The organism is Vibrio sp. 1180_3 (assembly GCF_029478545.1).
Taxonomy (GTDB): domain Bacteria; phylum Pseudomonadota; class Gammaproteobacteria; order Enterobacterales; family Vibrionaceae; genus Vibrio; species Vibrio aestuarianus.
Genome location: NZ_SJFM01000006.1, coordinates 111,676 through 127,256, shown reverse-complemented (window position 1 = coordinate 127,256; position 15,581 = coordinate 111,676). Strand labels below are relative to the sequence as shown.

The window sequence follows — 15,581 nt, the reverse complement described above, 5'->3', positions numbered from 1 at the left end:
AGAACACTTTTCTTAACCATCAATATTATGCTGATAAGTCAGTAAATGATCGACAGCGATGTCGGATGTATTTGGCAGCACGATTTCTAATTTGACCGCGGAGACTTTGAATTCCGGTATTTTCGCGTGAGGGTCGGTGGCACTTGAAGTCAGTTTATTTGCGGGAGATTCCGCGAAATGAAACGGTACAAATACTACTCCTTGCTGCATTCTTTTGGTGACAAAGGCAGGGGCTTCAATCATGCCACGTCGTGAACTTAAACGAACCATTTGACTATTATTGATACCTAATTGCTGGGCATCTTGCACGCTTATCATCACTCTAGGCCCTGCTAGGTTATCTAAACCTCGTGTTTTTCTGGTCATGGTGCCTGTGTGGAATTGTTCCAATAAGCGTCCAGTGGTTAAGATAAGTGGGTATTCACTATCAGGTAACTCCGCAGCGTATCTAAACGGAACGGCTACCATCTCGCCTTTGCCACGTTTAAAAGTGGTTTGGTGTAAAATTCGTGTGCCTTCAGGGGCATGTTCATCACATGGCCATTGTCGACCTGTTTCACCAATGTTGTGCCAATGAATACCAGAGTATTGTGGGGTGACTTGGCTGATCTCTTGAGTAACTTGCCTAACGTTTTGGTAGCGCCATTGCCCGCCCATCGCTTGAGCTATGCGTTGTATTATCCACCAATCTTCTTTCGCTTCACCGGGGGCTTTAACGACAGGTGTTATGCGTTGAACACGTCGTTCGGTATTGGTGAAATGACCTGATTTTTCAGCAAATGAATAAGAAGGCAACACTACATCGGCCAGTTGCGCTGTTTCAGAAAGAAAAATATCCTGCACTACCAAGAAATCAAGTTGTTTAAGTGCTGCTAACACATGGGCTTGGTTAGGGTCACTCAAAACGGGGTTTTCGCCCATCACGTATAATCCCCGCACCTGTTTTTGCTGCGCCGCATCAATAATCTCAGTCAGCGTTAAGCCCTTTTCTTGAGAGAGATGATCACATTGCCACGCTTTTGCAAACTTGGTCTGTACCAACGGGTTGGTCACTTTTTGATAACCGGGATAATCGCCTGGTAATGCCCCCATATCACAGGCTCCTTGCACGTTCGACTGTCCTCGCAAGGGGTTGATGCCACCGCCTTCAACACCAATATTGCCGCATAACATCTGCAAGTTGGCGATTGAACGGACATTGTCATGCCCTGTGGTGTGTTGGGTTATTCCCATAGAGTAATAAACCGCAGTGACTTGCGCGGTGCCTATCATTTCTGCGATGCGTTTTAAGTCATCCACTTTTACACCCGTAATCAGTTCTACTTTTGCGGGTAAATAAGCGTCTGACATGACTTCCATTAATAATTCGTCAAACCCATCAACTCGTTTTTGAATGTAATCTTGATCATACCAAGCATTTTGGATGATCAGTTGCATGATGCCATTGAGCAGCATTACATCAGTGCCCGGACGGTGGGCGACGTAGACATCAGCGTGATCAGCCATTGTGATGCGTTTAGGATCGGCAACAATTAAGCGAGCCCCTTGTTTTACTGCTTGTTTGATGTGCGAAGCAATGATCGGGTGAGCAGAGGTGGTGTCCGAACCAATGATAAAGATAACATCAGAATGCTTAATGCTTGGGATATCATTGGTCATGGCACCACTTCCGAGTGATGCCTCTAGGCCTGTGACGGTTGATGCATGACATAGCCGAGCGCAGTGATCGACATTATTGGTGCCAAACTCACAGCGGATTAATTTCTGAAACAGATAGTTGTCTTCATTGGTGGTTTTTGCTGAGGAAAAGCCCGCTAATGCGTTACCACCGTGTTTAAGTTTTAGTTGAGAGAATGTGCTACCCACCAATGCAATGGCTTCATCCCATGTAGCTGGCTGCAGTTGTCCATTTTTACGAATTAGTGGGGTTGTTAGCCTTTCGGGGCTATGAATGAAGTCGAAACCAAACCGACCTTTGACGCATAACATCCCTTGATTAACGGGAGACTTTTTATCTCCTTCGACATAGCGAATTTTGTTTTGTTTTTCATCGACGTACATCACTACTCGGCAGCCGACCCCGCAATAAGTGCAAATGGTTTTTATCGGTTTAAGTACTTCTATCCGTCCTTGGGATTTATCTCGTTTATCTACCAGCGCGCCCGTTGGACAGACTTGTACGCAAGCTCCGCACTGCACACAATTGGAATCTCCCATTGACGCGCCATGAGTAAACCATGGACGATTTGTGGTGTGTGAATTTGGCATGTGAGAGAGATGCAATGCACCATGCACTGTTTGTTCTTGACAGGTTTGCACACACAATCCGCAGCTAATACAGCGGTTAGCATCAAATACAATAAACTCGCTACTTTTGTCGACAGGAAAATGCTGCTTATCTTGGTTAATTAGCTGCTCAGGTATTACATGATATTCACTCGCGTAATCACGTAACTTACAATCGGTATTGGCTTGGCATCCACACTCTAAGCAGCGCTTTGCTTCTTCTTTTGAGGCTTTTACGCCGGCATCCAGCTCGACTTCTGAAAAATTGGTACGGCGATATAAGCTGGGTAAGTGAGGGAAGAGTACCCGCCTTTTGCTTGCTTCTAAGTGGTATTCACTGCTTTTTACTTCGTTCAGTTGTGCGGCTTTTTGGCTATTGAACGTTTTTAGTTTAGGGGCGAATTCACCCAGTAATAATTTTTGAGCGATGGCTTGTGCAGCCACCTTCCCATCAGCGATGGCTTCTATCGCTGTGGCGGGTCCGCGCCTAAAATCACCAATTGAAAATAAAGACCCTTGATGATGCATAGTGTGGGCATCTACTTGCGCCGTATTTTTCTGGGTGAGAGGGGGCGGCGTAGTTAGCCCTGAAAAAATATCGGTATCTGGAGTCTGAGATAACGCAGCGATCACCGTGTCAAACGCTTCTTCATAGATTTCGCCAGTGGCTATAGGCTGACGACGGCCAGAGTCGTCAGCTTCTCCAAGCTCCATTTTTTCAAGGCGCAGAGCGCGTACCTGTCCATACTCATCGCTGAGGTTTTCTAGCGGGTTGGTGAGGAAATCGAATTTAACGCCTTCGTGTGCAGCTGCTTCTATTTCGTATTCTTCAGCTGGCATTTCAGACAAGGTTCGACGATAGATAAGGGTAGTTTGTGCACCTAAACGCTGGGCTGTGCGTGCACAATCGATAGCGGTATTACCACCTCCAATGACCGCGACCTTTTTGCCTGTGATACATTGATTGGTGGTAAGTGAATCTTTTAAATAATCCACACCTAAATAGCAGCCTTTTAATTGACTTCCAGGATAGTGAGCACTTACTGCTTTAGTTGCACCAATGGCTAAACAAACGGCATGATAGTCACGCTGTAGGTTATCGAGAGTGAAATCTTTTCCAATTTTATGGTTACATAATATTTTCATGCCTGAAGCAGTAAGGAGTTCAATTTCTTGATCGAGTAGCTTTTTGGGTAAGCGGTATTCTGGAATGCCGTACTGTAGCCACCCGCCCGGTTTGGGCATCGCTTCAAACAAAGTAACACTAAACCCCAGTTGGCGTAGGTAGTAACCACACGCTAACCCAGCAGGCCCCGCGCCTACAATGGCGACATTGTAACCATTGTTTGAGACTGGCTTCGCCTGATAAGGCGTGTTTTGTTGTAAATCGATATCAGCAGCGTGACGTTTCAGTTGGCGGATAGCTAAGGGTTCATCAATCAGCGAACGGCGACATTGTGCTTCACAAAACGCCGGGCAGACCCGGCCAATAGAAACGGGTAGAGGAAGATGACGCTTGATGATTTCTACGGCTTTTTGATGTTCTCCTTTGGCTATGTGATGTAGGTAAGATTGAACGTCAACATGGGCAGGACAAGCTACTTGACAAGGCGCTTCGCAGTCCGCGTTGTGGTCAGATAGTAATTTAGCCAAGGCAAGGTTGCGTTTTTCTGATAGTGCTTTTGACTGTGTTCGGAAGTGAATATTGTTATCAACCGGGTGCTCACAGGCACGAACTAACACACTATTGCCATCTTTAGTTTCGACTTCAACCACACAGAGATCGCAATGGACTTTTTCGGTTTGGTGGCTGGCTGCGCAAAGGGTTGGAATGGCGACTCCTACCGATGTGGCGGCTTCCAGTAGAGTTGATGCTTGACCAACTTGATATTGAACGTCATTGATCACCACTTTCATAGTTCGCCCCTAAAAAGATACGCACGTTCAGAGTTACACCTCACATCCTTCGAGCAGGTTGCTACGATGAATGTTGAGCTCTATGAAAACGCACTGAAGTAGGGTTTTCTAATTAGGTGCTGAATAAAGTGCGTGTCATAAGGTGCTAATGTCTGCATAAATCTTGTGGTTATTGCATTAAGTATAAAAAATCCATGCTGTGAATCCCTAGATCTAGTTCTCATTTTGGTCAAACAATCGTCACGATTAGGCAATATAAATTTAACCAATTTGTCATGTTTAACCGCTAAGCTGCTTTCCATATCTAATAACAAGGCAAGTAAAGTCAAGGAGCAAACATGTGGAAGCGTGATGAGCAAGAGTCTCAATTTAGTGAAATGATCGAAGCGAGGCTTTCTCGCCGTCGCTTTATGGCGGGCAGTGCGGCAGTTAGTGCTGGTGCATTTTTAACATTGAATCCAGTCGCTAAAGCTGTTGCTGCGCAGCCTAATTCATCGTTGCTTAACTTCGAACCAATACCGACATCAACAGCCGATAGCGTCATCGTGCCGAAAGGCTACAAGGCAACACCGTTAATGTCTTGGGGTGACCCGATTTTTGCAGATGCGCCCGAATTTGACCAAAGTGGCAAACAAGATTCAAGTGCACAAGAACGTCAGTTTGGCGATAACACGGACGGTATGAGCTTCTTCCCCATTGCTGACGATCGCGCTGTACTGGCTATTAATAACGAATACACCAATTACGAATATCTGTTTGCTCACAAAGGCGAAGCCATGACCGCCGACGATGTTCGTAAAGCGCAAGCTGCTGTTGGGGTGACCATTGTTGAAGTAGTACGAAAAAATGGCCAATGGATGGTGGATCGTTCAGGGCAAAGAAACCGCCGTATTACAGCTAATACCCCGATGCAAGTGACGGGACCTGCGGCAGGCCATGCACTGATGAAAACCGATGCTGACCCTAGTGGCATGAAACCTTTCGGTACTTTTAATAACTGCGCCAATGGCCAAACCCCATGGGGCACGTACCTGACTTGTGAAGAGAACTTTGATGATTTCTTTGGGACCGATCAAGCGGGAGTGTCACTAACGGCAGATCAAAAACGTTATGGTATTGAAGCCAAACCGAGCAGTTATAAATGGCATCAACATGATGCACGTTTTGACGTGGCGAAGAACCCGAATGAACCAAACCGCTTTGGCTGGGTAGTTGAAATTGACCCGAATGATCCAACTGCCACGCCACTAAAACGTACAGCGTTAGGCCGTTTTAAGCATGAGAATGCGGCACTGACCATCAACAATGATGGGCATGCGGTGGTGTATCTTGGTGATGACGAACGTGGTGAACATCTTTACAAATTTGTTTCAAAAAATCGTTACCAAGAGGGCAATGATGCGGCAAACCGCAATCTTCTCGAAGAAGGTACGTTGTACGTTGCTAAGTTTGATATGAATGATAAAGAGCTGAAAGGCCAAGGGCAATGGATTGAATTAACCTTTGGTAAAAACGGTTTAACACCTGAAAATGGTTTTAAGGATCACGCAGAGGTGATGATTTTTGCTCGTCGTGCGGCAACGCAAGTTGGGGCAACCACTATGGATCGTCCAGAATGGGTGGCGGTGCATCCAAGTAACAAATACGTTTTCTGTACTTTAACCAATAACAAAAACCGTGGCGTAAAAGATGGACAACCTGTCGGTGGTCCCAACCCTCGTGCGAAAAATAACTACGGGCAGATTCTGCGTTGGATGCCAGTCAACGGCGACCACACTAGCGACAAATTTGCATGGGATCTGTATTTAATCGCCGGTAACCCAACGGTTCACAAAGGTAATTTGTACGCTGGTAGTGACAATATTCATGCCGACAACATGTTTAACAGCCCTGACGGTATTGGGTTCGATAAAGCCGGTCGTTTGTGGATTCAAACTGACGGTAAGTACTCCAATAAGGGGGACTTTGCAGGTCAAGGCAACAACCAAATGCTGTGTGGTGACCCGATTACGGGTGAAGTGCAGCGTTTTTTAACAGGTCCTATTGCGTGTGAAATTACCGGTTTAACCTTCTCGCCAGACCAAAAAACTATGTTTATTGGTGTGCAGCATCCCGGTGAAGATGGGGCTCCTTCTCATTTTCCTGACGGTGGTAGTACCAAACCTCGTTCAACGATAATGATGATCACTCGCGAAGATGGCGGTGTTATCGGTGCATAACGACACCAGTTTAAGTCACTAAACCGTTCAAAAAATAATAACCCGTTGGCTATATAATATTCAGGGAGCTTCGGCTCCCTTTGTTAGTTTTGCATTAAAACTCGGATGCTTTGTAATACGGTTTTGTAGCGAGTGGGTAACTGTCGATGGTATTTCTGTAAACTATAGACCGTCTCATTAATACTGGTTTTAGGCTGGTGCAGTCTGACCTGCTGCTGCTCAACGTGAGCCTCTACCGCACCAAAAGGTAAGACAGTAAATCCAATTCCTTGTGTGATCGGCACTAAGATTTGACTAAGTTGATTGATATAACCGACGCTAGGTAATGAGTCAATGGCAATGCCTGCCAGCGCTTCATCTTGGCTATGTGCAAAATAGATCGAGAGGTAATGCTCGGCATCAGGGTGGCGAATGAGACCAAGTTTTTGTAACAGTTCTGGTGTGACCTGCGTATTTTTGGTCGAATTTGGTATTACTAAGCACAGAGCCTCTTGACCAATTTGTTGCCATTGATAGGCACCTTGTGCAGGTTTTTGGGTAACAATACCGATGTCAGTCGTGCCATTTTTTATCGCCTCTACAATTTTATTGTGAGGTGCGACTTCGATATGAATGACTAGCTGTGGATGCTTCGTCTGTAGCGCAATGAGCGTCGGATAAATACGCATCGCCATTGCACCAGAACAGGAAATATAGCAGTTGCCAGCGTATGGGTCATCAAAACTCAGTTGTTCCAATAGCTGCAATTCGTTGCGCTTTTGTTCCAATGTGTACTGATACATCAATCGACCTTGCTCGGTAAGATCAAAACTCTTTTTTTCTCGCTTTATCAAAGCGTGGCCGCACGCCTCTTCTAATTTCTTGATGTGCTGACTGACGCCCGGCTGTGTCATATGTAGCTTTTCTGCCGTGCGGGTAAAATGACCGACATCGATCAGAGTTTTAAAAGTATTGAGCCAGATTGGGTTAAGCATCGTCAATCACACGGATAACAAAATATTCTTAATTTAAGATTAAATCATAAACTTACGTTTGCATACATTCATCTCGATAGATAAGAGCTAAACCTGAAAAACAACACGATAGGGTAATACATCGTAGCGTTACCACTCGCTTTTGCTTTTCTATTTTTGCTGACAATTGATATCATCACCGTTCTATAGTCGGGGAGCCAAATATCAAGCTTATTTTAGTTTGATTGGGCTGAGATCGCAGTGCGAGACCCGTTGAACCTGATTCAGTTAATACTGGCGTAGGGAACTATCCACTTTGTCATTGAAAATGAAAACTTGTTTCCTTTTCAATCATGTTGCGGATGTGGTGGACTAATATTAGTCATCATTCCTACGCGCTTACTTTTCGGAGCGTGTATGTTTCAAGCAAATCCTAACTCTCATATTCCTATTGTACTTACCATTGCTGGTTCTGATTCTGGTGGTGGTGCGGGTATTCAGGCCGATATAAAAGCCATTTCAGCGACGGGTGGTTATGCATGCTCTGTTATTACTGCATTAACGGCCCAAAATACGCAGCGAGTCAGTGGGGTCTTACCGGTTCCTGTCACTTTTATTGAGCAGCAACTCGACGCCGTATTTACTGACCTCAACATTATTGCGGTAAAGGTTGGAATGTTAGCAGACGCTAATATCATTCAAATCGTTGCGCAGAAATTACGCCAGTATCAACCGCAATTTATCGTGCTTGATCCGGTGATGGTCGCAACCAGTGGTGATCTGTTATTGCAACCAGAGGCGATTGATTCTCTCAAAACCCATCTATTACCGATTGCCACTGTTGTGACGCCTAATTTAGCGGAAGCTGCTGCTTTACTTGGTACTGCAATACCAGCTACTGAGGCTCAAATGCACCAAATGGTAGAAAAAATCCGTGGCTTAGATTGCTTTGCAGTATTGCTCAAAGGTGGCCATTTAGAAGATGAAGTGAATAGCAACGACTTATTGATAACAGCGGATGAGACTCACCTATTCCAAGCGCAGCGAATCGCAACGATGAATACCCACGGTACTGGGTGTACACTCTCTTCGGCTATCGCCTCACGCTTAGCCCAAGGGGATGAGTTACAGGCCGCAGTTAGTGGTGCGAAACAGTATCTTTCACAAGCGATCAGCTGTGCTGATAGGTTACACGTGGGGCATGGGCATGGGCCTGTCGATCATTTTTATAACTTACGTACTGGTTTGGACTCTAAGCGTTAAATATATCCCCTTCCTACTTGAAGATGCTGCGGTGTTGGCTGCGTTCGTTTACCCCAATCACATAGCCTGCCTATGCTCAGGGGGGATAAACTCATTTGCCGCCTACCTGCAACTCCAAGTAGTTTGGGTATAAAGTTGTCGTTTTTTGGCATTTCTTTGCCATCGAATTGACCGCGATTTGATACATTTTACACATCGGCCCCGTTATTATCTCTCTCTATTTTATAGTGCTGTGGTGAGTGATGTGTTGGGTGTAAAGAATCAAATTCATATAAAAAAAACGAGTATGGTTTTGTTGGCGTTGTTTGCCTTATTGTTAATTCCTATATCATATGCTGGTTTGCTGATTGATTTGACTGCACCGGTTAATGAGCAGTTAGGTGCGTTTTTTACTTATTTAACCGATTCAGCAGGTTGGCAGGGCTTTGGTTTGACTTTAGTAGCGCTGGCTTTTTTGGTCACTCGCACCAAGTGTTCCAGGAAAATGATGCTTAATCGAGTAATTCAGCTTGGTTTACTGCTTGTGATTGGTATGGGTGCGAAAACTGGTCTAAAACACTTAACGGAAAGTCCGCGTCCCTATACGCAATTGATGACCCAGCAACTGCTTATTCCAAACCCAGAGCATTTTTATAAATTGGATGCTATACAAAAAGCGCAGGTTATTAAAAGTGTTTCGAGTCGAGTTAGCGAGTGGCGTTTGCGTCATTGGCAAGGGGAAATAGATTACTCATTTCCATCTGGGCACACTATTTTCGTCGCCATTTGTTTAGCTTTTTTTGGTGGATTATTGGTTGAACAAAAACATTATGCACTTGTGGCGGGTTTAATGTTGTGGGCCTGCGGCGTGGCGTTTAGTCGGCTGTGGTTAGGGATGCATCGACCTGCTGATTTATATGGCTCTTTGCTATTTGTCAGTATGATTTATCTGCTTGTACCGAGATACTATCCACTGGATCACCCTAAACTAAGGCCAATATTGAACAGATTTCATCTATGCTAAAGGTCAAAGCAAAGTGAGAAGTTACGGTTAAGAAAAATAACTAACCCAAACAGCTTCAAATAGGAAAGGTATAATCCAGAAAAAAGAAGCCAGCAAGTTTGATGCTGGCTTTTTACATGTTGATGTGGTTAAGCGAAGAGTGACGAGATTACGCCAATTAAACCGCCGAACACGCCGCCCCACACTACGAGCCAACCAAGGTGTTGTTTGATCATTTTTTGCACCATTTCTTTGACCAGTTTTGGGGTCAGTTCATTCAACCGTTGATCTATGATGTTTTCAATATTAGCTTTGATTTCTTCCATCATCGCTGGGGATTCAAGCTGCTCTTTTAATGCTTGCTTAACACTCTCGCTTTGGCTGATTTCAACCACAGACTGCTGCATTTTTTCTACAAAAGGTTGTTTTAACGGCTGTAGTGCTTCAGTACCGCCAAACATCGCCAGCATGCCGCCAAACGACGACTGTGCAATGACCTCAACCAATGAATCAAAGGTTGGGTTGAAATCAACTTTGGCGATCACAGGTTCTAGGTTGAGTGTTTTGCTGCCGGTCATTTCTTTATTTAGAAAACGATCAATGTTGGACTCAGTGAAAAACTGTTCCATCATCAGGTTTTTTATTGCCGCTTTGAACTCTTCAAAACGCGCAGGAATGACCCCAGAGCCATACAATCCCGGTACTTTTTCAAACAGCATGTGAATGGCCAGCCAGTTGGTAATGGCTCCAGAGAAAGCAAAAAGGCCGGCGTATAACGCGATTTGGTTGTCCAACTGGTAACCTGCGCCCAATAACACAAGCGCAATAATATTGGTAACTAAGCTCTTATTCATGATCCGATTCTAATGAAGTGAGATTGATTGATGCGAATTCTAAGGAAAAATAGCGCAATGGGGAAGCGTCAGCGAAGCAAGCCTCGCTGACGTAAGGTTTATGCTACTTCGTTATTCTCGTCGTCACAGCCAATAAAACCGCCAGTTTGATGCGCCCAAAGGTGAGCATAAATGCCGTTTTGAGCGATCAGCTCTTGGTGAGTGCCTTGTTCGATAATGTTGCCTTTATCGAGAACGATCAAGCGATCCATCGCGGCAATGGTTGACAGACGGTGAGCGATGGCAATCACGGTTTTGCCTTGCATCAGCTCATTCAAGCTCTCTTGGATGGCGGCTTCTACTTCTGAATCTAGAGCTGAAGTGGCCTCATCCAAAATCAACAATGGCGCATCTTTCAATAACACACGAGAAATCGCAATACGCTGGCGTTGTCCCCCAGAAAGTTTTACACCACGTTCACCTACTTGCGCGTCATAACCCACGTTACCAAATGGGTCGGTTAGGGTTTCTATGAACTCATGGGCATGTGCTTGTTTGGTCGCTTGAATCAATTGCTCTTCACTGGCTTCGGGGTTGCCATACAAAATATTGTCGCGAATTGAGCGATGTAACAGAGATGTATCTTGTGTCACCATGCCAATTTTACTGCGTAGTGAATCTTGGGTTACTTGATCAATGGCTTGACCATCAATCTTAATTTGGCCGCTTTCTACATCATGAAAACGCATCAGCAAATTAACTAAGGTGGATTTCCCCGCACCTGAACGCCCAACCAGACCGACTTTTTCTCCGGGCTTGATATTGAGCGTTAAGTTACTGATCACTCCTTTGTTTTCACCATAATGAAAACTAACATCGTCAAACTCGATCCCACCATTTTGTACCACCAAAGGTTTGGCGTTTGGTTTATCTTGGATTGAAATGGGTTTCGACAGGGTTTTCATACCATCAACAACCGTTCCCATATTTTCAAACAGAGCACCGACTTCCCACATGATCCATTTCGACATGCCGTTGATACGCAGTGCGAGGCTGATAGCAATAGCGATTGCACCAATGCTGATTGCACTGGTCATCCATAGGTAAATCGATACCGCAGAAATGACAAAAACCAGAATATAGTTTGCTAGCTCAACACACAGATTAAAGCCAGTCACTAAGCGCATTTGACGGTTTACTGTATCTAAGAAACTTTCCATGCCTTGCTCGGCATACTCAGTTTCACGGCGGCTATGAGAGAACAGTTTAACGGTCGCAATGTTGGTGTAGCTATCGACGATACGCCCAGTCATGGTCGAGCGTGCATCGGCTTGCTCAGATGCTACTTTTTTCAGTTTGGGCACAAAATGGAGCTGAATACAGATATAAACGGCGAGCCAAGCCAGCATTGGCATCATTAAGCGCCAATCAGCTTGTGCAAGTATCAATACAATGGCGGTGAAATAGACGGAAACATAAACAAAAACATCAAGTGTTTTCATCACCGTTTCCCGAATCGATAACGCCGTTTGCATCACCTTTGTTGCGATTCGCCCGGCAAAATCATCTTGATAGAACGAAAGACTTTGCTTGAGCAAATAACGGTGCGCCAACCATCGAATGGACATTGGGTAGTTACCCAGCATAGTTTGGTGAATAAGCAACGAATATAGGCCAATCAAGAGCGGCATGATAACCAACAGCAATATTGAAAGGCCAATCAGTGTACTGCTGTTGTCGGCTAAAAAGGTTTCAGGGTTGCTGGTGGAGAGCCAATCAACCAATTTGCCCATAAAGCCAAACAGCGACACTTCAACAACAGCAATAATCGTGCTTAGCAGTGTCATAACAATCAATGGTTTTTCAAAACCACGTGTGTAATAGCGACAAAATGCCCACAGAGTATCAGGCGGCTGCTGTGGTTCCTCTTTTGGGAAGGCTTGGGTAAAGCTTTCAAATTTCTTATACATCGAAAATCCTTATGCTAATTCTCGCTAAAATGTGTGAGACCAAAAGCCTAAAATGCGAGGATCAGACGTTGAATTCCAGTGAACTGGAGGAGATAGATAATTCGAACAGAAGTATAACGAAATCACAACATAAATGGCGGATTAGTTTTGATACCCCTCTCGTTTATATCCAAACAACTTAATGAGCACCGAGTACTGAATATTATTTGCATATTCCATGCATATTTTTGAGTGGTGTCCTGTTTTGGCAGTAATTATTGCTGACGAAATTATAACTTACAGAAAAAGAATGAAGTTGAACCGATGAAATAATCATAAAATCAGCAAATCTTTACTTAACATTATGTTTACAATTCAAGTTCAGTAAGTGGAAAGGATAAGTTCTATGATGTTACAAGGACAATTGCTCTCACAGCCAGAATTGAAAAACGTACAAAACGCTAATTGCGTTGTGATGGTGCCACCAAAAGAGTTCAAGTTTAATGCACAAACCGCGCAAGATAATGAGTTTCAGCATCAAGTATCGCTAACAACAGCGCAAGTTCGTGAGCTTGCAATGGCCGAATTTAGAACGATGGTTGATTCATTGCGTAGCGAAGGTGTGCAGGTGGTCGAGTTTGATTATCCACTTTCCGAGCAGGAGACTCCAGATGCGGTTTTTCCTAATAACTGGTTCAGTACCACTGCTGATGGCAAGTTATTTTCTTTCCCAATGGCGTGTAAAAATCGTCAGCATGAGGTGAGGCCTAAAGCGCTTATTGAGGCGTTAAAATATGCCGGAAGAGTGGTGTCAGCACAAGATTCGTTACTTGATTATCAAGACAGCAACGCGTATCTCGAAAGTACCGGTGTGATGGTGATGGATCATAGTAACAGGACGATTTATGCTGCTTTGTCGCAACGTTGTGACCGTGAAGTGTTAGAAGATTATGCCAATCGAATCGGTTATCCGCGGGTTGTTTCGTTCCAAACGGCTTTGCCTTCAGGGCAACCGGTTTACCACACTAACGTGATGATGGCGGTAGGTGAAAACTTCTGCGTTATTTGTGATGAAGTGATTCCAGAATTTGAACGTCGATTTGTTGTGAAATCACTGGCGAAAGACAAGCAGGTTATTTCTATTTCATTGGATCAGATGAACCGTTTCTGCGGCAATATTTTGCAATTAGAGACTGTTAATGGTGATAAAGTGATTGCGATGTCGAAATCTGCCTTTGATGCTTTTTCTCCAGCGCAACGCTCACAGCTTGCGAGCCATGGTAAATTGTTGCCTTTTAACGTCAAAACGATTGAAAATATCGGTGGTGGTTCAGTGAGATGTATGCTCGGAGAGGTATTCTTGCCGCCTAGCTGCAACTCCAAGTAGTTTGGGTATAACTCATTCTTTTTATTTACTAATAAATTACCTGTGGATGAAAAACTTGTTGCAATTTTTACATTTATAACCATGTTTGAATGGAAATAACGGAAAACCAATAAGAATGAAAATAGCAAAAGCAAGAGACTTACCCTTTGTGAATATTACTACTTCATCACTATTACAGTCGTCGCAGCTGGCGTTGTCATTCCCACTGTTGTCTGAAAATACAGCATCAACGTCATTTGAATAATCATGTGCCAGTATGGTGTTTGCTTTATCAAAATCCAGTTCAAATACCCACAGCTTTACGCCTCCTATTGCATCAGAGTAGAGCCACTGAGAATTTATGGTGTGTTCATCAGTTAAATGACAATCGATACCAAAAGAATGAAGCTTAGCTTTTGCTATATATGCCTCATGCGTAAAGGAATATCTAGAAACAATAAGCATGACTAATAGATTATGACTTCTATCAATTCACACTCGGGGCCTGGTAAAATCGCATCTTCTGGAGGAGTGACACTTGGGTCACCATAAAAATCCGTTTCGGAACAATCTTTATAGATATAGTTGCCATGCTTATCTATAGTTTGATATTTACCGACAGACCTAAAAACTCGGCCATCTTGAGTAAATATCTCTTTGGTGAATTTATCTTGGTACATTGTTGATAAATCTAATTCGCTATCGTTTGCGAAGGAATGAAATGGAATTGATATTACTAACGCTAACAATGGGGATTGGATGTGTTTACTCATTAAAAATCCCTACAAATTAAATATTTTATCCATTATCACTGATTCCAATATATAGGTGAACATATATGTATCACTGATGTGATGTATTTTTTAAAAGTTTTGTTTACCTGGCTTAATTTATAACTGTTTTATTGATTTTAATGTAGGTATGTAATTTATGAATAATGCAGAGACCGATTTTCATCACAGGTATCACCCATGCTTTTTTGGGGCGGGGGAACCGCTTGCAGCGTTAAGAACTAAATTCTTCTCCTTTTATAGTAAGTGATGGAGTCTATCACTTACCTTATCCCTTACTTATTTTTCGTTTATTAAATATCTTGTCTGTTAAGAATTACCCGTACATTGCAAAGACATTCTTAGCGCTTCAATGTCGCACATGGTAGGCGCTCTGGTGCATATTGTTGTGTTTGGTTGGTGATTGTATCTATATGTGGAATGGATTCTTTAACCAGATAAAAGCTTACCAAAGCCTGGATTATATAAAACGCTACATTTTAAGAGAGTAGTGTTAAGACATTAATTTTCGAAAATTTATAATGTGATTTTAAGTGATTTTAAGTGATTTAAAATGATGTTGAATATTAACTTGCGACAGGATTATTTGTTTTTTGATAGTATTGTTAGTAATGTTTTACACATAAAGTTAACATTTGTTCATTATTTTTTACAAGTTACTAAGGATGTTATGACGTGAAGGGTTTAAGTAGATTTTTTTTGTTGGTTAGTGTTTTATTTTCATCTTGTGTTTTTTCAGAAAGCATTATTCATTCATCTAAGAAAGGAGTGGAGTCGATTATTCCATATAGAATGGAGTTTTTGATACATTTAAAATCTCGAGTTGAAGTTTACGGGGATATTTTTTTAACATCTATTAATGGCCAACCGACGATGCAAAAAATATGGTCAGTAGATAGTGATCAAAATAACCGAGGTTCCTTTGAGTTAGCGGTTCACTCTCAATCTGTATTCAGTGAGGTTAACATCTCTCCCAATAATAGTTTTACTCTGAGTGGAACCCTATTTTATAAAAATTCTCC

At 43.2% G+C, this 15,581-nt stretch carries 10 protein-coding genes and 1 riboswitch; of the genes, 4 read left to right on the top strand and 6 right to left on the bottom strand.

Annotated features, from left to right (window positions below; genetic code table 11):
• Nucleotides 1-12: 12 nt before the first annotated feature.
• Nucleotides 13-4,203, bottom strand: coding sequence for a formate dehydrogenase subunit alpha (fdhF, locus tag EYW48_RS05860; RefSeq protein WP_277431995.1), 4,191 nt, complete (start codon nt 4,201-4,203; stop codon nt 13-15).
• A gap of 338 nt (nt 4,204-4,541) precedes the next feature.
• On the opposite strand from fdhF, the gene EYW48_RS05855 reads away from it, so the two are divergent.
• Complete coding sequence (locus EYW48_RS05855; protein ID WP_168524350.1) at nt 4,542-6,422, top strand: PhoX family phosphatase; 1,881 nt, start codon at nt 4,542-4,544, stop codon at nt 6,420-6,422.
• An 83-nt stretch (nt 6,423-6,505) separates the two neighbouring features.
• Here the strand turns inward: EYW48_RS05855 and EYW48_RS05850 are convergent, their stop codons facing one another.
• Entirely contained in the window at nt 6,506-7,396 is an 891-nt protein-coding gene (locus EYW48_RS05850; RefSeq protein ID WP_171980073.1) for a LysR family transcriptional regulator, read from the bottom strand.
• Nucleotides 7,397-7,576: 180 nt separating this feature from the next.
• Nucleotides 7,577-7,698: riboswitch (TPP riboswitch) on the top strand.
• A gap of 94 nt (nt 7,699-7,792) precedes the next feature.
• Here EYW48_RS05850 and thiD point away from each other — a divergent pair.
• Together thiD and EYW48_RS05840 are read left to right on the top strand one after the other, a co-directional pair.
• Complete coding sequence (gene thiD / locus EYW48_RS05845; RefSeq protein ID WP_277431994.1) at nt 7,793-8,638, top strand: bifunctional hydroxymethylpyrimidine kinase/phosphomethylpyrimidine kinase; 846 nt, start codon at nt 7,793-7,795, stop codon at nt 8,636-8,638.
• A 247-nt stretch (nt 8,639-8,885) separates the two neighbouring features.
• Entirely contained in the window at nt 8,886-9,641 is a 756-nt protein-coding gene (locus tag EYW48_RS05840; RefSeq protein WP_274700580.1) for a phosphatase PAP2 family protein, read from the top strand.
• Nucleotides 9,642-9,769: 128 nt separating this feature from the next.
• Here the strand turns inward: EYW48_RS05840 and EYW48_RS05835 are convergent, their stop codons facing one another.
• Both EYW48_RS05835 and EYW48_RS05830 read right to left on the bottom strand, forming a co-directional pair.
• Nucleotides 9,770-10,474 (bottom strand): DUF445 family protein, encoded by a 705-nt coding sequence (locus EYW48_RS05835; protein ID WP_053311618.1) that lies wholly within the window; start codon nt 10,472-10,474, stop codon nt 9,770-9,772.
• 98 nt (nt 10,475-10,572) lie between these two features.
• Nucleotides 10,573-12,423: an ABC transporter ATP-binding protein gene (locus tag EYW48_RS05830; RefSeq protein WP_277431993.1), complete on the bottom strand. Its 1,851-nt coding sequence runs from the start codon at nt 12,421-12,423 to the stop codon at nt 10,573-10,575.
• Between the two features lie 385 nt (nt 12,424-12,808).
• On the opposite strand from EYW48_RS05830, the gene EYW48_RS05825 reads away from it, so the two are divergent.
• Nucleotides 12,809-13,789, top strand: a complete 981-nt coding sequence (locus tag EYW48_RS05825; protein ID WP_172533395.1) for an arginine deiminase-related protein — start codon at nt 12,809-12,811, stop codon at nt 13,787-13,789.
• A gap of 36 nt (nt 13,790-13,825) precedes the next feature.
• Here EYW48_RS05825 and EYW48_RS05820 read toward each other — a convergent pair whose 3' ends face one another.
• Nucleotides 13,826-14,233: a DUF2007 domain-containing protein gene (locus tag EYW48_RS05820; RefSeq protein ID WP_277431992.1), complete on the bottom strand. Its 408-nt coding sequence runs from the start codon at nt 14,231-14,233 to the stop codon at nt 13,826-13,828.
• A 2-nt stretch (nt 14,234-14,235) separates the two neighbouring features.
• On the bottom strand, nt 14,236-14,541 hold the full coding sequence (locus tag EYW48_RS05815; RefSeq protein ID WP_176313716.1) for a hypothetical protein: 306 nt from the start codon (nt 14,539-14,541) through the stop codon (nt 14,236-14,238).
• Nucleotides 14,542-15,581 lie beyond the last annotated feature (1,040 nt).